This is a genomic window from Streptomyces sp. NPDC030840 (assembly GCF_055572015.1).
Genome location: NZ_JBVIEE010000034.1, coordinates 76,782 through 96,391, shown reverse-complemented (window position 1 = coordinate 96,391; position 19,610 = coordinate 76,782). Strand labels below are relative to the sequence as shown.

Below are 19,610 nucleotides of genomic sequence, written 5' to 3'. Positions count from 1 at the left end.
TTCGAGCTGAAGTACCGCGGCGCCCGGTTCTCGCTCGGTTACGGCGCCTGCCCGAACCTGGAGGACCGCGCCAAGATCGCCGAGCTGCTGGAGCCCGAGCGGATCGGCGTCCACCTGTCGGAGGAGTTCCAGCTCCACCCCGAGCAGTCCACCGACGCGATCGTGATCCACCACCCCGAAGCCAAGTACTTCAACGCGCGCTAGTCCTCGTCCACGGCCGCGCCGGGTCCTGTCCACGACATGACCCGGCCGGCGCACGCGTGGGCCCCGTGAGTGCTCACGTGCCGGAAGCCCAAACCGAGCGCTTCGTCGAACGGCGTCGTAGACTGGTCGGTCCACCGCAGGCCGGTTCCCTACCCGGGAACCGGCCTGCTCGTCCCACAAGGAGGTGCGCCGGATGACGACAACGGTCCCCGCGCTCGGTACCCAGACGGCCGAAGGCTCAGCGCTGCAGGCTGTGCTCCTCGACATGGACGGAACCCTGGTGGACACCGAGGGATTCTGGTGGGACGTCGAGGTCGAGGTCTTCGCGGGCCTCGGTCACGCGCTCGACGACTCCTGGCGCCATGTCGTGGTCGGCGGCCCCATGACCCGCAGCGCCGGCTTCCTCATCGAGGCCACGGGCGCCGACATCACCCTCGCCGAGCTCACGGTGCTGCTCAACGACGGGTTCGAGGACCGCATCGGGCGCACACTGCCGCTCATGCCGGGCGCCGCCCGGCTACTCGGCGAACTCGCCGCGCACGGCATCCCCACCGCCCTGGTCTCCGCCTCCCACCGGCGCATCATCGACCGTGTCCTGACCTCGCTCGGCCCCCAGCACTTCGCGCTGACCGTCGCGGGCGACGAGGTGGAGAGGACCAAGCCGCACCCCGACCCGTACCTGCTGGCGGCCGCCGGACTGAGCGCCGACCCGGCCAGATGCGCCGTCATCGAGGACACGGCGACCGGTGTCGCGGCCGCGGAGGCCGCCGGCTGCCACGTCGTCGCGGTCCCCTCCGTGGCGCCCATCGCCCCCGCCGCCCGGCGCACGGTCGTCACCTCACTCGAAGAAGTCGATCTCCCTTTTCTCCGTGGGCTGTTGACGATTTGACCACGGAAATGCAACGGCCGTTCACCCAGGGTGCTCCATTGAATCCGCGATAAAGCAAAGGATCTTCACGGCCCCGCGGTGGGAAATTCGGTTTCAGCGCGCCCTGGCTGAATTGCGATACCCGTCGACCGTCATGCGCTGGTGTGAGCTTCACCACCCGTCCAAAGGTCGACAGGAAAGCTCACGTGTGCATTCTCCGTCCGTTCCGTGTCGATCGGCACGCCTTTGTGTCCCGATTGGTGCAGCGTGCACTAATCATTCCACTGACCGTCTGTTCAGTGTGTCCGCAGTCGGTTCCGCAGCGTGATGACCCCTCAACTCCGCTGTGTGCAAACCACTCTCGGGGCGCGCACTAATCTCTTTCCGAGAACATCGCGTACCCCGCGCCCCGCCCGCACACCCCAGCTGCCGGGACCGCGGAAAGACAGCTCTGGAGACACACGAGCATGAACCGCAAGACTCTGGTGTTGCCGGCCGTCCTCGGCCTGCTCACCCCCGTGCTCGCCGCCTGTGGCGGCTCCGACGCCGGGAGCGGTGATGACGCGATCGTCGTGGGAACCACCGACCGGTTCACGGCCTCCAGCGACACACCCGCACCGCTCGACCCCGCCTACGCGTACGACGTCGGCACCTGGAACGTCCTCCGCCAGACCGTGCAGACCCTGATGGCGCAGCCCCGAGGCGACGGCGAACCCGAGCCCGAGGCCGCCCAGAGCTGCCGCTTCACCGACACCGGCAACGAGCGCTACGCCTGCACCCTCCGCGACGGCCTGAAGTTCGCCGACGGCACCCCGATCACCGCCGAGGACGTGAAGTTCTCCATCGACCGGGCGCGGTCCATCAAGGCCGACAGCGGCGTGTTCGCGCTGCTGTCGACGATCCAGCTCGTGGAGACCAAGGGCGACCGCGGGATCATCTTCCACCTCAACGAGCCCGACGCCACCTTCCCGTACAAGCTGTCCACGCCCGTCGCCGGCATCGTCAACCCGGACGACTACGACAAGAAGAAGCTGCGCGACGGCTTCGACGTCGACGGCTCCGGCCCGTACACCCTCAAGGCCGAGACCAAGGGCGACGACATGGTCAGGGCCGTCTTCACCAGGAACCCCCACTACAAGGGCCTGCTGAAGCCGAAGAACGACGAGGTCGTGCTGCGCTCCTTCGACGACGCCGACGCCATGGGCGCCGCGCTCGACAAGGGCGACATCGACCTGATGACCCGCACCATGACGCCGGAACAGATCGACAAGTTCTCCAACTCCTCCGGCGACATCGACCTCATCGAGACCTCCGGCCTGGAAATCCGCTACCTCGGCTTCAACACCGACGCCTCCCCGGTCGAGGCCAAGGCCGTCCGCCAGGCCGTGGCCCAGCTCATCGACCGCGGAGCCCTCGTCTCCAAGGTCTACGGCACCCAGGCCGAACCGCTCTTCTCGCTGGTCCCCGCCAGCATCACCGGCCACTCCAACTCGTTCTTCAACAAGTACGGCGAGCCGAGCAAGGCCAAGGCCAGGGCGATCCTCGCCGGAGCCGGCATCACCACCCCGGTGAAACTGACCCTGAACTACACCACCGACCACTACGGCGCCGCCACCAAGCCGGAGTTCGAGCAACTGCGACAACAGCTCAACGACAGCGGCCTGTTCGACGCCGACATCAAGGGCGCACCCTGGTCCACGTTCCAGCCCGCCGAACGCAAGGGCGAGTACGCGGCCTTCGGCATGGGCTGGTTCCCGGACTTCCCGGACGCCGACAACTACCTCTCGCCGTTCCTCGACAAGGACAACTTCCTGCGCCTGCCCTACACCAACAGCGAGATCCGGACCACGCTGCTCCCCGAGTCCCGCCGCGAGGCCGACCGCCTCACCGCCTCGGAAACCCTCACCGGCATCCAGGACATCGTGGCCGACGATGTACCGATCCTTCCGCTGTGGCAGGGCAAGCAGTACGTCGCCGTCAGGGACGACATCACGGGCGGTGAGTACGCCCTCAACTCCGCCTCCACACTCCAGCTGTGGGAGCTCGGCCGCGGTGTGAGCGGCTGACCACCCGACACCTCACCCCCCACTCCGGGCTCCGCCGGGCCCGGAGGTTCCGCATACCGACGACACAAGGCACCCGTAAGTGAACATGCGTAACCAATTGACGGTCCTGTCCATCACCACCGGACTGGCCGTCGGCCTGCTCACCGGCTGTGGCTCCGGCACGGGCGACTCCTCCGACAGCGGATCCGCCGTCGTGATGGGCATGTCCGACGAGGTAGTGGCCACCGACCCCGCGTCCGGCTACGACCCGGGCTCCTGGCTGCTCTTCAACAACGTCTTCCAGTCGCTGCTGAGCTTCCCCAACGGCGCCACGGAACCCGAACCGGAGGCCGCCGAGGAGTGCAGCTTCACCGACAGCCGCGCGACACGCTACGAGTGCGAGCTCAAGGACGGCCTGAAGTTCAGCAACGGTGAGTCCCTCACCTCGGAGGACGTCAAGTTCTCCTTCGACCGCATGCTGAAGATCAACGACGAGGCCGGCCCGGCCATCATGTTCCCCATGCTCGACAAGGTCGAGACCCCCGACGACAAGACCGTCGTCTTCCACCTCAAGTACCCCGACGCCACCTTCCCCAGCAAGATTGCCTCCGGCGCCGGCTCGATCGTCGACCACCGCTCCTACGACGCCGACAAGCTCCGCAAGGACGGCGGCGCCGTCGGCTCCGGCCCCTACAAGCTCGACTCCTTCGGCAAGGACGAGGCCGTCTTCTCCGTCAACGAGAACTACAAGGGCAACGCCGACGTGGAGAACTCCGGCGTCACCCTCAAGTTCTTCCACGGCGACCAGACCGCCCTGAAGACCGCCCTGCGCGAGGACGAACTCGACCTCGCCTACCGCGGACTCAGCTCCACCGACATCGCCGACATCGAGGCGGACAGCTCCAGCCAGAGCGCCGTCGACATCGTCGACGGCACCGGAGCCGAGGTCCAGCACCTGGTCTTCAACATGAACGACCCCGTCGCGGGCAAGCTCGGCGTCCGCAAGGCCATGGCCTACCTGCTGGACCGCGAGGCCCTCGTCGAGAAGGTCTACCAGGGCACGGCGACACCGCTGTACTCGATCATCCCCGCCGGCATCGCCGGCCACAACACGGCCTTCTTCGACACCTACGGCGCCCGCCCGTCCAAGAGCAAGGCCGAGGCCGCCCTGCGCGCCGACGGCATCACCGGCAAGGTCGAGCTGACCCTCTGGTCCACGCCGTCACGCTACGGCCCCTCCACCGACCAGGAGTTCCAGGCGATCGCCAAGCAGCTCAACGACAGCGGACTGTTCGACGCGACCGTGAAGTCCGTGCCCTTCGAGCAGTACGAGAAGGACATCGCCGCGGGCAAGTACGGCGTGTACGTCAAGGGCTGGGTGCCCGACTACCCGGACCCCGACAACTTCACCAGCCCCTTCTTCGGCGACGGCAACGTCCTCGGCAACAACTACACCAACAAGACGATCACCGGCACGCTCATCCCGAAGACCGCCGCCGAGAGCGAGCGCTCCGCGACCGAGCAGGAGTACGCCCAGCTCCAGAACATCGTCGCCGAGGACGTCCCGGTCCTCCCCGTCTGGCAGGCCAAGCAGTACGCGGTCGCCAAGGACAACGTCTACGGCCTGGAGTACTGCCTCGACGCGTCCACGGTGTTCCGCTTCTGGGAGATCAGCAAGGACTGACACCCCGGGTAGTACGTAGAGGGCGCCCCCTCCTGGGAGGGGGCGCCCTCTACTGTCGTACGCCCTTGCTCATGCCATCGCCGTACCCGCTACTGCGCGCCGGGGCGCACCAGCCCGCTCTCGTACGCGTACACCGCGGCCTGCACACGGTCACGCAGACCCAGCTTCGTCAGGACGTGGCCCACGTGCGTCTTGACCGTGGTCTCGCTGACGAAGAGATCAGCCGCGATCTCCGCGTTCGACAACCCGCGCGCCACCAGCTTCAGCACCTCGACCTCGCGGTCGGTCAGCGTGTGCAGCGTGTCCGGCACCGGCTCGTCACCGGACGGCAGATGCGTGGCGTACTTGTCGAGAAGCCGGCGCGTGATGCTCGGCGCGAGCATCGCCTCACCCGCGGCCACCACCCGGATCGCCTGCACCAGCTCGTTGGCCGGAGCGTCCTTGAGCAGGAAACCGCTGGCGCCCGCCCGCAGCGCCTCCACGACGTACTCGTCGAGGTCGAAGGTCGTCAGGACCAGCACCTTCGCCGGACCGTCCCGGCCGGGACCGGTGATCTGCCGGGTCGCCTCCACCCCGTCCATCCGCGGCATGCGGATGTCCATCAGAACCACATCGGGCTGCAGGGCCCGCACCTGGTCGAGTGCCTGAAGGCCGTCCCCGGCCTCCCCCACGACCGCGATGTCCTGCTCCGCCTCCAGGATCATCCGGAAGCCGGTGCGCAACAGCGGCTGGTCGTCGACCAGTAGGACGCGGATGGCCACGTAAGTCTCCTTCGCTAGTCCGGCCCCATTCTGCCCTGAGGGCCTCCACCCGACGCGGGCGACCTCACCGGCAGCGGATACGGCGGGGGAGTACCACCGAATTCCGGACAGACCGCCTGGTGATCGCACCAGCCACAGAGCTTCGTGGGCCGCGGCCGCCAGTTCCCCGTCTCAGTGGCCACGCTGATCGCCTCCCACAGCGCGAGCAACTTGCGCTCCACGCGCTCCAGATCCGCGAGGACCGGGTCATACGTCAGCACGTCCCCACTGCCCAGATAGACCAGCTGGAGCCGGCGCGGGACCACTCCCTTCAGACGCCACACCACCAGGGCGTAGAACTTCATCTGGAACAGCGCGCCCTCGGCGTACTCGGGTCTGGGAGCCTTGCCCGTCTTGTAGTCGACGATCCGCACCTCACCCGTCGGCGCGACATCGACACGGTCGATGATCCCGCGCAGCCTCAGTCCGGACTCCAGCTCCGCCTCCACGAACAACTCGCGCTCGGCGGGCTCCAGCCGTGTCGGATCCTCCAGCGTGAACCAGCGCTCCACGAGCCGCTCGGCCTCCGTGAGCCACCGGGCCAGCCGCTCACCCTCGGGGTCGTCCGCGAACAGCTCCACGACCTCCGGCCTCGACTCACGCAGCCGGTCCCACTGGCCGGGGACGAGCGCCTTGGCCCGCGGCGCCGTACGCTCCGTCGCCGGGGCGTCGAACAGCCGCTCCAGCACCGCGTGCACCAGCGTGCCGCGCGTGGCCGCCTCGCTCGGCTTCTCCGGGAGCCTGTCGATCACCCGGAAGCGGTAGAGCAGAGGGCACTGCATGAAATCACTGGCGCGGGAGGGCGAGAGTGACGCGGGAGGCGCGGCGGCCACCGCTCGGGCCCCCGCCGCGGGCGCGACACCGTAGCCCTCACTGCCGGAGCCCGCCGCGCCGGTGCCTTCGGTGCTGGTTTCCATGACCACAGACCATACGGGTCGCCACTGACAGTGACACGGCCGGTGCGCGGCTCCCCGAGACAACGAGCACGGCCGCGCGTTCCACCGCGCCGGAACGGCACGAGAACAGAGGGGGTGCCGGGGCGGAACGAGCGGCGACGACCGCATAGCATCGACCACAGACCCTTCCGTCCCGCACCACCGGGCGCGGAAGACGCAACGAACGAGGGGACACCGTGGACGAGAGCGGCGGGAGCGGGCAGCCGCGGTCCGGCAGCGACAAGGCGACCGAGCGCCCTGCGGGGCAGCCGGCCCGGACCGCCGGCACCGCACGCCCCGACCCGGAGACCGGCCGGCACGCACCGGCACCCCACACCCCGGCCTCCGGCACCACTCCCACACCGCCCGAGCCCCCGGCCGGCCACGAGCCGGCCGCACCCGCCGACCCGTCCCCGGAAGACCCCGGCTCCGCCCGCGACCGCGAGCCGGCCGCACCCGCCGACCCGTCCCCGGAAGACCCCGGCTCCACCCGCGACCGCGAGCCGGCCGCACCCGCCGAGCCGCCCGAGGACACTCCCGGCCCTCCCACCGAGCCGCCGGCGGACCACAGGACCCCGGACCGTCCCGCGTCCGACGCCGGCCCCGCGGCCCCCGCACGCACCGGGGCCCCCGCCGGCCACGCGGCGCCCAACGTCACCGGGCCCTCCGCCGACCACCGGCCCTCCGCGGACCCCAAGCCCCGGACGGACACCCCGGCCGGTGACTTCGGCAGCCGCACCCCCGCCACCTCCGGTGGCCGCAAGCCGCCCAAGCGGCCCAAGGAACCCGGCGGCGGCATCCTCATGGGACGGCCCTTCGGCGTGCCCGTGTACGTCGCGCCCAGCTGGTTCCTCGTGGCCGCGCTGATCACCTGGGTGTTCGGCGGCCAGCTCGACCGCGTACTGCCCGAACTCGGCGGCACCCGCTACCTCGTGTCGCTGTTCTTCGCGGTGGCCTTCTACGCCTCCGTACTCGTCCACGAACTCGCCCACACCGTCGCCGCGCTGCGCTTCAAACTGCCCGTCCGGCGCATCCAGCTGCAGTTCTTCGGCGGCGTCTCCGAGATCGAGAAGGAGTCCGAGACACCGGGCCGCGAGTTCGTACTGGCCTTCGTCGGACCCCTGCTCTCACTGGTCCTCGCGGGCGTCTTCTACGGCGCCCTCCAGGCCGTCGAACCCGGCACCGTCCCCGGCGTGCTCCTGGCCGGACTGATGATCTCCAACCTGATCGTGGCCGCGTTCAACCTCCTGCCCGGACTGCCCCTCGACGGCGGCCGCATGCTCCGCGCCGTCGTCTGGAAGATCACCGGCAAACCCATGACCGGCACCGTCGCCGCCGCCTGGGTCGGCCGCGCCCTCGCCGTGTCCGTACTGATCGGCCTGCCCCTGCTCACCCAGTCCGGCGCGCTCGGCGCCGACGCCGAGGACCTCGGCGGCATGGACACCGTCACCGACGCCCTGCTCGCCGCCATCCTCGCCGCGATCATCTGGACCGGCGCCGGAAACAGCCTGCGCATGGCCCGCCTGCGCGAGCACCTGCCCGAACTGCGCGCCCGCAACCTCACCCGCCGCGCCGTCCCCGTCGAGACCGACACCCCGCTCTCCGAAGCCCTGCGCCGCGCCAACGACGCCGGCGCCCGCGCCCTCGTCGTCGTCGACGCCGACGGCGAACCCCTGTCCCTGGTCCGCGAGGCCGCCATCGTCGGCGTCCCCGAACACCGCCGCCCCTGGGTCGCCGTCAGCGGACTCGCCCAGGACCTCACCGACGGCATGCGCGTCTCCGCGGAACTCGCCGGCGAAGACCTCCTCGACGCCCTGCGCGCCACCCCCGCCACCGAGTACCTGGTGGTCGAGGAGTCCGGCGAGATCTACGGCGTGCTGTCCGCGGCCGACGTGGAGCGCGCGTTCGTCAAGGCGATGGCCCGGCCGAACTGAGCCCCGCCCTCCCCGAACGGTGGTCTGCGGCCCCCTCCAGGACCGGTAGGCTGGTCACATGTCCGAACCGACCGGTGCCGCCCGCCGTCGCGGGCCCTTCAAGGTCGGGGACCAGGTACAGCTGACCGACCCCAAGGGACGCCACTACACGTTCACGCTCGAAGCCGGGAAGAACTTCCACACCCACAAGGGTTCCTTCCCGCACGACGAGCTGATCGGCGCGCCCGAGGGCAGTGTCGTCCGCACCACGGGGAACGTCGCCTACCTGGCGCTGCGCCCCCTGCTCCCCGACTACGTCCTGTCCATGCCCCGCGGCGCCGCCGTGGTCTACCCCAAGGACGCGGGGCAGATCCTCGCCTTCGCCGACATCTTCCCCGGCGCCCGCGTCGTGGAAGCCGGCGTCGGCTCCGGCTCCCTCAGCAGCTTCCTGCTGCGGGCCATCGGCGACCAGGGCATGCTGCACTCCTATGAGCGCCGCGCGGACTTCGCCGAGATCGCGCAGGCCAACGTCGAACGCTACTTCGGCGGCCCCCACCCCGCCTGGCAGCTCACCGTCGGAGACCTCCAGGACAACCTCAGCGACACCGACGTCGACCGGGTCATCCTCGACATGCTCGCCCCCTGGGAGTGCCTCGAAGCCGTCTCCAAGGCGCTCGTCCCCGGCGGCATCCTCTGCTGCTACGTGGCGACCACCACCCAGCTCGCCCGGACCGTCGAATCCATCCGCGAGATCGGCTGCTTCAACGAGCCGACCGCATGGGAGACGATGATCCGCAACTGGCACATCGAAGGCCTGGCCGTCCGCCCCGACCACCGGATGATCGGCCACACCGGATTCCTGCTGACCGCCCGCCGCCTCGCCGACGGCGTCGAACCACCCATGCGCCGCCGCCGCCCCGCCAAGGGCGCCTACGGCGAGGACTACGCCGGGCCGAACGCCGACGGAGGCGCCGGCCACTGAGGCGGCCCGGTGCCGCGTACAACGCACGAGCGCCGTGGCCGAGTTCCCCGACCTGCCGGGGAACTCGGCCACGGCGCTCCTGTGTTGACGTCACACCAGTTCCTGTCGACAAGCCGACACAACCACCGCGCTACGGCGCCCCCACGCGCCCCAACTCAGTGAACGCGCACCAAAAGTGCCCACCCCGCCGTTCCACCGCGCTGTGACGTGTGGCACGATGCGGTCCACCCCCACCGGCACAGCCCTCACAGGAGACACATCTCTCGTGCAGCAATCCGCCGTCCCGGAACTGGCACACACGCACTCCCGCCCCATCCACTGGGTCGCCACGGCCACCGCCCTCTCCGCCGTCGTCGCCCTGTCCTCGCTGCTGCAACCCGACCCGGCGACGGCGGTCCAGGCCGGCCCCGAGACACGGTCCGCCCCGCCCTCCGCGACCGCCCCGAACCCCGTCGGCGTCGACTTCCCCATCGAATGCGGACCGTCCAAGGCGGTCGTGCGGAAGAAGGCCTCCGGGGACCTCGACGGCGACGGCGTCCCCGAGACAGTCGCCGTGGTCCACTGCGACGCGGGCTCCGGCACCCCACCCGACGGCGTCTACGTCCTCACCCAGGGCACCGCACCCAAGCCCCGCGTGGTCGCCACCCTCGTCGATCCGAAGGACCGGTTCACCGTCAAGGACTTCGCCGTCCGTGACGGCGCGGTGACGGCAACCCTCCTCGGCTACTCCTCGATCGACGTACCGAGTTGCTGCCCCGACGTGACCGACCGCGCCAAGTGGCAATGGCAGAACGGCGCGTTCGTCCGCTCCACACCCTCCGGCGCGCTGGGCGTGTGACCAACGCCTCGCCCAGCGGGCCCACCGCGGCCCCGCCGATGTGAGAAAACAGACATCAGTGACGTTGTGTGCGTGCCGCGTCACTCACTGTCAGGCCCGTACACCTCGACCCTGTCCGAAACCCGACGCACATGGATGCACTCGCCCGGACACTCCTTCGCGGAGTCCGCGACATCCGTGAGAAGCGTCAGCGGCACGGGTGTTGTGGCCCCCGGGGCCTGCAGCAACTCGTCGTCCGCGCCCTTCACGTAGGCCAGGCCGTCGATGTCGAGCTCGAAGACCTCGGGGGCGTACTGGGCGCAGATACCGTCACCGGTGCACAGGTCCTGGTCGATCCAGACCTCCAGGGCCTCTCCGCCTGCTCCGGCCTCCTGCTGCACGGTCATCTCTCCTGCCGTTTCCTGCGCCGACCGATCCGAAATGAAGGCAAGTCGGCCCAGCTCTGACGGGTGTTGAACACTTCGACCCTACCTCCGGCCGCTTCCCAATCATGTTCCGTGGGTATTCCCCTGGCGTGAGGGAGAGCGCAAGGGTGAAGATCGGACACACCTTGACAGTCTTTGTGATCTAGGGGTTTCAATCGACACCCACCCAGGTAGGGTCTGGAAGCGTCCAGCTCCCCTTGGAGGAGGTGAGGACCGTGGCAGCCCACGACGACGACATGAACCGCGGCATCCGCCCGGGACGAGGGTCCGACGACCCGGCCGGGCAGATTGCCTACCTTGAGCAGGAGATCGCCGTCCTGCGACGCAAGCTCGCCGACTCTCCGCGACACACGAGGATTCTCGAAGAGCGGATCGTCGAGCTGCAGACCAACCTGGCCGGCGTGTCCGCCCAGAACGAGCGACTCGCGAACACGCTCCGTGAGGCCCGCGACCAGATCGTGGCCCTCAAGGAAGAGGTCGACCGGCTCGCACAGCCGCCGGCCGGCTTCGGTGTCTTCCTCACGGCGAACGAGGACGGCACGGCCGACATCTTCACCGGAGGCCGCAAGCTCCGGGTGAACGTCAGCCCCAGCGTCGAGCTCGACGAGCTCCGGCGCGGCCAGGAAGTAATGCTCAACGAAGCGCTCAACGTGGTCGAGGCCATGGAATTCGAGCGCGTCGGGGACATCGTCACCCTCAAGGAGATCCTTGAGGACGGCGAGCGCGCCCTGGTGCTCGGGCACACCGACGAGGAACGGGTGGTACGGCTCGCCGAGCCGCTGCTGGACGTCACCATCCGCCCCGGCGACGCCCTGCTGCTCGAACCCAGGTCCGGCTACGTCTACGAGGTCGTACCGAAGAGCGAAGTCGAGGAACTCGTCCTCGAAGAGGTACCCGACATCGGCTACGAGCAGATCGGTGGTCTGGGCAACCAGATCGAGATGATCCGCGACGCCGTAGAGCTCCCGTACCTCTACCCCGACCTCTTCAAGGAGCACGAGCTGCGCCCCCCGAAGGGCGTCCTGCTCTACGGCCCCCCCGGATGCGGCAAGACACTCATCGCCAAGGCCGTGGCGAACTCACTCGCCAAGAAGGTCGCCGAGGTGACCGGCCAGGCCCAGGGCAAGAGCTTCTTCCTCAACATCAAGGGCCCCGAGCTCCTCAACAAGTACGTCGGCGAGACCGAGCGGCAGATCCGCCTCGTCTTCCAGCGCGCACGCGAGAAGGCCAGCGAGGGCACCCCCGTCATCGTCTTCTTCGACGAGATGGAATCCCTCTTCCGCACCCGCGGCTCGGGCGTCAGCTCGGACGTCGAGAACACGATCGTCCCCCAGCTGCTCGCAGAGATCGACGGCGTGGAAGGCCTGCAGAACGTGGTCGTGATCGGCGCCTCCAACCGCGAGGACATGATCGACCCCGCCATCCTGCGCCCCGGCCGCCTCGACGTGAAGATCAAGATCGAGCGTCCGGACGCCGAAGCGGCCAAGGACATCTTCGCCAAGTACCTCACCGAGCGTCTCCCGCTGCACGGAGACGACCTCAGCGAGCACAGCGGCGACAAGACCACCACGGTCCAGAGCATGATCCAGACCGCGGTGGAACAGATGTACGCCGAATCGGAGGAAAACCGCTTCCTGGAGGTCACCTACGCCAACGGCGACAAGGAAGTTCTCTACTTCAAGGACTTCAACTCCGGCGCCATGATCGAGAACATCGTCGGCCGCGCCAAGAAGATGGCCATCAAGGACTTCCTCGAGAAGAACCAGAAGGGCCTCAGGGTCTCCCACCTCCTGCAGGCGTGCGTGGACGAGTTCAAGGAGAATGAAGACCTGCCCAACACGACAAACCCGGACGACTGGGCCCGGATCTCCGGAAAGAAGGGCGAACGGATCGTCTACATCCGTACCCTGATCACCGGAAAGCAGGGTGCGGACACCGGACGCTCCATCGACACGGTGGCCAACACCGGACAGTACCTGTAACAGACAGGGCGGCTGCGGGTGCCCTCCACGGGTACCCGCAGCCGACTGTTTTCAGGGCACGGCTGGAGCACAGCAATGACGCAAATGATCTCCCCACCAGCGCAGAGGCGTTCTAGGCTCTTTCGTACCGCCGAGTCGCACAGTGCGGGGACGGGCACCGCACACGCACCCGAGCGCCAGCGGTACTTGAGCGCCGCCCCCGACCGAGGGCGCCGCCCGGCAAGGAGGGCCGCATGACCGTACGGCGAGTAATGGGCATCGAGACGGAGTACGGCATCTCCGTCCCCGGCCACCCCAACGCCAATGCCATGCTCACCTCATCCCAGATCGTCAACGCCTACGCCGCGGCGATGCACCGGGCCCGCCGGGCCCGCTGGGACTTCGAGGAGGAGAACCCGCTACGGGACGCGCGAGGCTTCGACCTCGCCCGCGAGGCCGCCGACGCCAGCCAGCTCACCGACGAGGACATCGGTCTGGCCAACGTGATCCTCACCAACGGCGCACGGCTGTACGTCGACCACGCCCACCCGGAATACAGCGCCCCCGAGGTCACCAACCCACGCGACGCCGTCCTCTGGGACAAGGCCGGCGAGCGGATCATGGCAGAAGCCGCCGAACGCGCGGCCCAGCTCCCCGGCGCCCAGCCGATCCATCTCTACAAGAACAACACCGACAACAAGGGCGCCTCCTACGGCACGCACGAGAACTACCTGATGAAGCGGGAAACCCCCTTCTCGGACATCGTGCGCCACCTCACCCCGTTCTTCGTCTCCCGCCAGGTCTTCGCCGGAGCCGGCCGCGTCGGCATCGGCCAGGACGGCCACGAACACGGCTTCCAGCTCAGCCAGCGCGCCGACTACTTCGAGGTCGAGGTGGGTCTGGAGACGACGCTGAAACGCCCGATCATCAACACGCGCGACGAACCCCACGCGGACGCGGAGAAATACCGCCGCCTGCACGTGATCATCGGCGACGCGAACCTCTCGGAAATCTCGACGTACCTGAAGCTGGGCACCACGTCGCTGGTCCTCTCCATGATCGAGGACGGCTTCATCGCCGTCGACCTGGCCGTCGACCAGCCCGTACGCACCCTCCACCAGGTCTCGCACGACCCGACCCTCAAGCGCCTGGTAACGCTCCGCAGCGGCCGCACACTGACCGCCGTCCAGCTCCAGATGGAGTACTACGAGCTCTCGCGCAAGTACGTGGAGGAGCGGTTCGGGGCGGACGTCGACGAACAGACCAAGGACATCCTCAGCCGCTGGGAGGACACCCTCACCCGGCTGGAGAACGACCCGATGAGCCTCTCCGGAGAACTCGACTGGGTCGCCAAGCGCGAGCTCATGGAGGGCTACCGGCGCCGCGACAACCTCGACTGGGACGCGGCCCGGCTGCACCTCATCGACCTCCAGTACGCCGACGTACGGGCCGAGAAGGGCCTCTACAACCGCCTCGTGGCCCGCGGCAAGATCAAGCGGCTCCTCGACGAGGACGACGTGGAACGGGCCCGTACGAAGCCACCGGAGGACACCCGCGCCTACTTCCGCGGGCGCTGCCTGGAGCAGTACGCCGACGACGTCGCGGCGGCCTCCTGGGACTCGGTGATCTTCGACCTGCCCGGCCGGGACTCCCTCCAGCGCGTCCCAACCCTGGAACCACTTCGCGGAACGCGTAATCACGTCAAGGAGCTCCTGGACCGCTGCCGCACGGCAGAAGACCTGGTCAGGGTCCTGTCCGGCGGCTGAGCGGGCGCTTGGACGGGGGAGTCCGGGCAGGGTGGAAACGACCAGGTCCGGGAATCATCGAGGTGGTCCCCGGACGTTGTAGTAACTGCGGGGCCAATGTCAGACCGGGCTTGTAGGGTCTGATCAAGACCGATCGGCAGCAATGCCGACCATGTCGGGCGAAACGAGCGGGGTGAGGGTTATGGCGACCAAGGACACCGGCGGCGGACAGCAGAAGGCAACGCGCTCGACCGAGGAGGTCGAGGAGCAGGCACCTGAGGCACAGGCGAGCGAGGACCTCAAGGAGCGGCAGGAGAAGCTGTCGGACGACGTGGACTCCGTCTTGGACGAAATCGATGATGTCCTGGAAGAGAACGCCGAGGACTTCGTGCGCTCTTTCGTTCAAAAGGGCGGAGAATAGCCTTCGTATCCAAGGTTGCGGGGGCGCTGGAGTTGCAAAACGAAGAAGATGTGAAGCGCTGTGTGCGGTGCGGGGAAGACAAGCCGCGCACAGCCTTCGCTCGTAAGCGAACGAACCTCGATGGCTTGCAGCGGCATTGCCGAGACTGTGCATCGGACTATCACCGAGCACGTCAGCAAAGCCTGGGAAAGAACGTTCGCCCCAGGGCGGAGGTCCCTGAGGGGCACAAGCTCTGTCTGAAGTGCGGTGAGGTCAAGCCGCGGAGTGAGTGGCATCGCAACGCGACTGCTTCCGACGGCCTGTCGACGCGCTGCAAGGCGTGCCGAGGGGTCGAAGGACGCGCGGGCTACCTGAAGCGTCAGTACGGCATCACCGAAACCGAACGCGACGAGTTGATCGCCTCTCAAGGAGGCGTCTGTTGCATCTGTCTGTCAGCCCTGCCAGCACATGTGGATCACTGCCACGAGACGGGTAGGGTCCGTGGCGTACTGTGCTTCAGCTGCAACGCGGCACTGGGGCAGTTCAAGGATCGGCCCGACGTGATAAGGCGGGCTGCGACATACGTGGAAGGAAACGCGTGGAAGCCAATCCTCGTAGCACCGGGCGTCTACCAGCTGCCTTCCTGACGCCTGGGTCGTCCTCGTTCATGGACTTCCTGTCCGAGCACCAGCCGGAGATGCTCCCCGGCAACCGGCAGCTGCCGCCCACCCAGGGCGTGATCGAGGCGCCGCACGGCACGACGATCGTGGCCGTGACGTTCCCGGGTGGTGTGGTGCTGGCCGGTGACCGGCGGGCCACCATGGGGAACGTCATTGCTCAGCGTGACATTGAGAAGGTGTTCCCGGCGGACGAGTACTCGGCCGTCGGTATCGCCGGCACCGCCGGTCTGGCCGTCGAGATGGTCAAGCTCTTCCAGCTGGAGCTGGAGCACTTCGAGAAGGTCGAGGGTGCCCAGCTGTCGCTGGAGGGCAAGGCGAACCGCTTGTCGACGATGATCCGTTCCAACCTCGGCATGGCCATGCAGGGCCTGGCCGTGGTCCCGCTGTTCGCCGGGTATGACGTCGATCGCGAGAAGGGCCGGATCTTCTCGTACGACGTGACGGGCGGCCGTTCCGAGGAGACGAACTTCGCGGCCACGGGCTCGGGGTCGATCTTCGCGCGCGGCGCCATGAAGAAGCTTTTCCGTGACGACCTGTCCGAGGCCGACGCCACGACCCTGGTGGTGCAGGCCCTGTACGACGCGGCCGACGACGACTCGGCGACGGGCGGTCCGGATGTCGCCCGCCGGATCTATCCGATCGTCACCGTGATCACCGAGGACGGCTTCCGCCGGCTCACCGAGGAGGAGTCCTCCGAGATCGCCCGCTCGATCCTGGAGCGGCGCCTGGAGCAGCCCGACGGCCCGCGGGCCGCGCTGCTGTAGCGGCGGCCGACTCTTGTCAAGGTGATCCAGTGACTTCCACAGAAAGGGACGGATAACCGGTGTCGACGCCGTTCTATGTCTCACCTCAGCAGGCGATGGCGGACCGGGCGGAGTACGCCCGTAAGGGCATCGCCCGTGGCCGCAGCCTGGTCGTGCTGCAGTACGCCGACGGCATCGTGTTCGTCGGCGAGAACCCGTCCCGTGCGCTGCACAAGTTCAGCGAGATCTATGACCGGATCGGTTTCGCGGCCGCCGGCAAGTACAACGAGTACGAGAACCTGCGGATCGGCGGCGTCCGCTACGCCGATCTTCGGGGTTACACCTACGACCGTGACGACGTGACCGCCCGGGGTCTGGCGAACGTGTACGCGCAGACGCTGGGCACGATCTTCTCCTCCGCGGCGGAGAAGCCGTACGAGGTGGAGTTGGTGGTCGCCGAGGTGGGGGAGACCCCGGAGGGTGACCAGATCTATCGTCTGCCGCACGACGGTTCGATCGTGGATGAGCACGGTTCGGTGGCGGTCGGCGGTAACGCGGAGCAGATCAGCGGTTACCTCGACCAGCGGCACCGGGACGGTATGTCGCTCGCCGAGGCGTTGAAGCTGGCTGTGCAGGCCTTGTCCCGTGACACGAACGGCAGCGAGCGGGAGATTCCCTCGGAGCGCCTGGAGGTCGCGGTTCTGGACCGTACGCGTCCGCAGCAGCGCAAGTTCAAGCGCATCGTGGGCCGCCAGCTGTCTCGTCTGCTGGAGGCCGGCGGTGCGGAGACGGCCGCGGAGGCCGAGGACTCCGACGAGGAGAAGTAGAGCTCGCCGGTACAGCCGTCAGTACACCCACCGCCCGACAGCACGCCCCGGCCGTCCAGGCCGGGGCGCGCGGCGTCAGGGCGCCAGGGAGCGGGGCACTGCGACCAGTCACCGACGCCCCGCAGACAGCAACGCCACCTCCAGGCGCTCACCCGCCTGGCGGCGCCGTAGAGCCCCGTACCACCAGCTCCACCGGAATGTCCCCGCCCTCCGGCGTACGGCCCTCCAGGACCGCCAGCAGGGCCTGCATGCCCCGTTCTCCGAAGAGTTCCGCGTCCAGGCGGACGGTGGTGAGTTCCGGGTCGAGGGCCTGGGCGAGGGCGAGGTCGTCCAGGCCGGTGACGGAGATGTCTTCGGGGATGCGCAGGCCCAGGCGGCGAGCGGCCTTGTAGGCGCCGGCGGCCAGTTTGTCGTCGTCGCAGACGAGTGCCGTGGGGCGCGGGTCCGGGCCTGGCGCCGAGAGGGCCGTCTCCGCAGCGGTTACGGCGTCCTCGATGGAGATGGGCGCCCGGGCCGTCCGGAGCCGTGTCCCGGGTACCGCCGACAACCGCGCCGCGAGTTCGCGCGCTCGCACGTCGAAGGTCCAGGACGGGATGTCGGCCGCCAGGTGCAGGAAGTGGCGGTGGCCGAGGCCGAGCAGGTGGTCGGTGACCTGTCGTACGCCGTCGGCGATGTCGAGGTTGACCGTCGCCGCGCCGAGGCTGCCCTCCGGGTCGCTGTCGAGCATGACGAGGGGCAGCTGGTCGCCCCGGATATCCGTCAACGCGTCGGCGGCCATCGAGGAGGCGATCACGCCGTCGAGGGCTGCCTGTGCCGAGGCGAAGGGGTTGCGGGCCGGTCCGATGCCTTCCGGGGAGGGGTACAGCACCACGCCGAAGCCGTGGTGTGCCGCGACGCGGGCCGCGCCGGTGTAGACGCCTCCGAAGAACTCGGTCGTCAGGGCGGGGACCACGAGCAGGACGGTTCGGGTGTGGCCGAGCCGGAGGTTGCGGGCGGCGAGGTTGGGCCGGTAGCCGAGGGCGCGGGCGGCCTCCCGGACTCGTTCCGCGGTGGCCTGTGACACCCGTCCGTGCCACTTGTCGCCGAGGACGAGGGAGACCGCGGCCTGGGACACCCCGGCGGCCTGGGCGACGTCGCGGCTCGTGGGGCGGGTACTGCCTGGTGCCACCGTGCCCTGCTCCTTCGTCTGGACTGGCTTCAGGATCGTTTCAAGGATCGCTTCTGGACTTGTGAACAGCGCACATGGTACGTATGACGAGCCACGTTATACGTAACACTTCCGTGAGAAGGGTGGGTCCATGGCCGCCGGATACCTGGAGATCCTCAGGGCACGGCACGCCGCGCGTCTGCTGACCGGCACGCTCGTGGGCCGGCTGCCGAACATCACGGCTGCGATCGCCGTCATGCTCTTCGTGCGGGCGGAGGGCGGTACGTACAGCCTCGCGGGGGCCCTGGTCGCCGTGTACGGCGTCGCCAACGCCGTGGGGCAGCCGGTGCTCGGCCGTCTCGTGGATCTTCACGGGCAGCCCCGTGTCCAGTTGCCGGCCGCACTCGTCTCGGCGCTCGGGATGACCGTGTTCGCCTTCGCCGGTATCGGGTCGCTGGTCCCGGCGTACGCGGCGGTGACGGTCGCCGGGCTCTTCACGCCTCCTCTGGAGGGGGGTCTGCGGGCGCTGTGGCCTTCTGTCCTCCCCAAGGAGGAGCAGGTGCACAGGGCGTACGCGATGGACGCCGTGGCGCAGGAGGTCATGTTCACCGTCGGGCCGCTGCTCGTGACGCTGAGCGTGTCGGTGTGGTCCGCCCGGACCGCACTCGTCCTGCTGAACGTCATCGGTGTCCTGGGTGCCCTCTCGGTCGTCGTGTCGCCGCCCTCGCGTGCGTGGCGGTCGGCGCCGCGCGAGGCTCACTGGCTGGGCGCGCTGCGTTCGCCGGGGCTGCTGGTGATGCTGTCGGCGTTCCTGTTCGTCGGTATCGCGCTGGGTTCGATCACGGTGGCCGCCGTGTCGTACGCGGACGGTCACGGGGGTGACGCGGTGTACGGCTGGCTGATGGCGGGCCTGGGGCTGGGTGCGCTGGTGGGGGGCACTGTGTACGGGGCGCGGCGGTGGGCCGGTGTGCCGGAGCGCCGGCTGCGGGTGCTGGTGGCCCTTCTTGCGGTCTGTTACCTGCCGCTGGTGCTCATGCCCGGTCCGGTCGCGATGACGGGGCTGACGGCGCTGGCCGGTGTCTTTCTCGCGCCCGCCATCGCCTGTGCCTTCGTCCTCGTGGACCGGCACGCGCCGAGGGGGACGGTCACTGAGGCGTTCTCGTGGCTGGTGACGACGTTCACGGTGGGGATGTCGGTCGGTACGGGGCTGGCGGGGCCCGTCGTGGAGGCGGGTGGCGCCGTGTGGGGCTTTGTGGTGCCGGGTGCCGCGGGGGGTGTCGCCGTGCTGGTCCTGCTGGTCACCGGGCGGGTCCTGGAGGCTCCTGGTGAGGGCGCGGTGGTCGCGGCCTCTTCGGAAAATGATCCAAACCGTGCTGTCGAACCCCGTTTCAGCTCGGGGGATCGGGCGTAATG

General features: G+C 68.7%; 18 protein-coding genes. 14 read left to right on the top strand and 4 right to left on the bottom strand.

The window, feature by feature from the left end; all coding sequences use genetic code 11:
• The 4 genes from ACZ49J_RS42400 to ACZ49J_RS42385 all read left to right on the top strand — a co-directional run.
• Positions 1-204: vitamin B12 dependent-methionine synthase activation domain-containing protein (locus tag ACZ49J_RS42400; RefSeq protein WP_467456396.1), on the top strand; the 204-nt coding region annotated here is incomplete at its 5' end.
• A gap of 193 nt (positions 205-397) precedes the next feature.
• The gene (locus tag ACZ49J_RS42395; protein ID WP_467456397.1) at positions 398-1,093 is read left to right on the top strand and encodes an HAD family hydrolase; all 696 of its coding nucleotides are present in this window, start codon (positions 398-400) and stop codon (positions 1,091-1,093) included.
• A gap of 446 nt (positions 1,094-1,539) precedes the next feature.
• A complete protein-coding gene (locus ACZ49J_RS42390) occupies positions 1,540-3,138 on the top strand; it encodes an ABC transporter substrate-binding protein (protein WP_467456398.1) in 1,599 nt (532 codons plus the stop codon).
• A gap of 79 nt (positions 3,139-3,217) precedes the next feature.
• A complete protein-coding gene (locus ACZ49J_RS42385; protein WP_467456399.1) occupies positions 3,218-4,801 on the top strand; it encodes an ABC transporter substrate-binding protein in 1,584 nt (527 codons plus the stop codon).
• An 89-nt stretch (positions 4,802-4,890) separates the two neighbouring features.
• Here ACZ49J_RS42385 and ACZ49J_RS42380 read toward each other — a convergent pair whose 3' ends face one another.
• Together ACZ49J_RS42380 and ACZ49J_RS42375 are read right to left on the bottom strand one after the other, a co-directional pair.
• Positions 4,891-5,562, bottom strand: coding sequence for a response regulator (locus ACZ49J_RS42380; RefSeq protein WP_020141342.1), 672 nt, complete (start codon positions 5,560-5,562; stop codon positions 4,891-4,893).
• A 14-nt stretch (positions 5,563-5,576) separates the two neighbouring features.
• Positions 5,577-6,518: a RecB family exonuclease gene (locus tag ACZ49J_RS42375; protein WP_467456400.1), complete on the bottom strand. Its 942-nt coding sequence runs from the start codon at positions 6,516-6,518 to the stop codon at positions 5,577-5,579.
• 215 nt (positions 6,519-6,733) lie between these two features.
• Here ACZ49J_RS42375 and ACZ49J_RS42370 point away from each other — a divergent pair, with 215 nt between their 5' ends.
• The 3 genes from ACZ49J_RS42370 to ACZ49J_RS42360 all read left to right on the top strand — a co-directional run bounded on the left by ACZ49J_RS42370 (position 6,734) and on the right by ACZ49J_RS42360 (position 10,269).
• Positions 6,734-8,470, top strand: a complete 1,737-nt coding sequence (locus ACZ49J_RS42370; protein WP_467456401.1) for a site-2 protease family protein — start codon at positions 6,734-6,736, stop codon at positions 8,468-8,470.
• A gap of 58 nt (positions 8,471-8,528) precedes the next feature.
• Positions 8,529-9,431 carry a tRNA (adenine-N1)-methyltransferase gene (locus tag ACZ49J_RS42365; RefSeq protein ID WP_467456402.1) on the top strand — a complete coding sequence of 301 codons (903 nt, stop codon included), beginning with the start codon at positions 8,529-8,531 and terminating at the stop codon, positions 9,429-9,431.
• A 265-nt stretch (positions 9,432-9,696) separates the two neighbouring features.
• On the top strand, positions 9,697-10,269 hold the full coding sequence (locus ACZ49J_RS42360) for a hypothetical protein (protein ID WP_467456404.1): 573 nt from the start codon (positions 9,697-9,699) through the stop codon (positions 10,267-10,269).
• 80 nt (positions 10,270-10,349) lie between these two features.
• On the opposite strand, the gene ACZ49J_RS42355 is transcribed toward ACZ49J_RS42360, so the two are convergent.
• Positions 10,350-10,655 carry a ferredoxin gene (locus ACZ49J_RS42355; protein ID WP_467456405.1) on the bottom strand — a complete coding sequence of 102 codons (306 nt, stop codon included), beginning with the start codon at positions 10,653-10,655 and terminating at the stop codon, positions 10,350-10,352.
• A 254-nt stretch (positions 10,656-10,909) separates the two neighbouring features.
• Between ACZ49J_RS42355 and arc the strand changes: the two genes are divergently transcribed.
• The 6 genes from arc (at position 10,910) to prcA (ending at position 17,050) form a co-directional block, all read left to right on the top strand.
• Complete coding sequence (gene arc, locus ACZ49J_RS42350) at positions 10,910-12,676, top strand: proteasome ATPase (RefSeq protein WP_467456406.1); 1,767 nt, start codon at positions 10,910-10,912, stop codon at positions 12,674-12,676.
• Positions 12,677-12,909: 233 nt separating this feature from the next.
• On the top strand, positions 12,910-14,421 hold the full coding sequence (gene dop, locus ACZ49J_RS42345; protein ID WP_467456407.1) for a depupylase/deamidase Dop: 1,512 nt from the start codon (positions 12,910-12,912) through the stop codon (positions 14,419-14,421).
• Between the two features lie 181 nt (positions 14,422-14,602).
• Entirely contained in the window at positions 14,603-14,821 is a 219-nt protein-coding gene (locus ACZ49J_RS42340; RefSeq protein ID WP_020128324.1) for a ubiquitin-like protein Pup, read from the top strand.
• Between the two features lie 32 nt (positions 14,822-14,853).
• Positions 14,854-15,447, top strand: coding sequence for an endonuclease VII domain-containing protein (locus tag ACZ49J_RS42335; RefSeq protein ID WP_467456409.1), 594 nt, complete (start codon positions 14,854-14,856; stop codon positions 15,445-15,447).
• Positions 15,399-16,244, top strand: coding sequence for a proteasome subunit beta (gene prcB / locus ACZ49J_RS42330; protein WP_467456411.1), 846 nt, complete (start codon positions 15,399-15,401; stop codon positions 16,242-16,244). Before ACZ49J_RS42335 ends, prcB begins: the two co-directional genes overlap by 49 nt.
• A 59-nt stretch (positions 16,245-16,303) precedes the next feature.
• Complete coding sequence (gene prcA / locus ACZ49J_RS42325; protein ID WP_467456413.1) at positions 16,304-17,050, top strand: proteasome subunit alpha; 747 nt, start codon at positions 16,304-16,306, stop codon at positions 17,048-17,050.
• Between the two features lie 148 nt (positions 17,051-17,198).
• Here prcA and ACZ49J_RS42320 read toward each other — a convergent pair whose 3' ends face one another.
• On the bottom strand, positions 17,199-18,218 hold the full coding sequence (locus tag ACZ49J_RS42320) for a LacI family DNA-binding transcriptional regulator (RefSeq protein WP_467456415.1): 1,020 nt from the start codon (positions 18,216-18,218) through the stop codon (positions 17,199-17,201).
• 130 nt (positions 18,219-18,348) lie between these two features.
• On the opposite strand from ACZ49J_RS42320, the gene ACZ49J_RS42315 reads away from it, so the two are divergent.
• Positions 18,349-19,608, top strand: coding sequence for an MFS transporter (locus tag ACZ49J_RS42315; protein ID WP_467456416.1), 1,260 nt, complete (start codon positions 18,349-18,351; stop codon positions 19,606-19,608).
• Positions 19,609-19,610 lie beyond the last annotated feature (2 nt).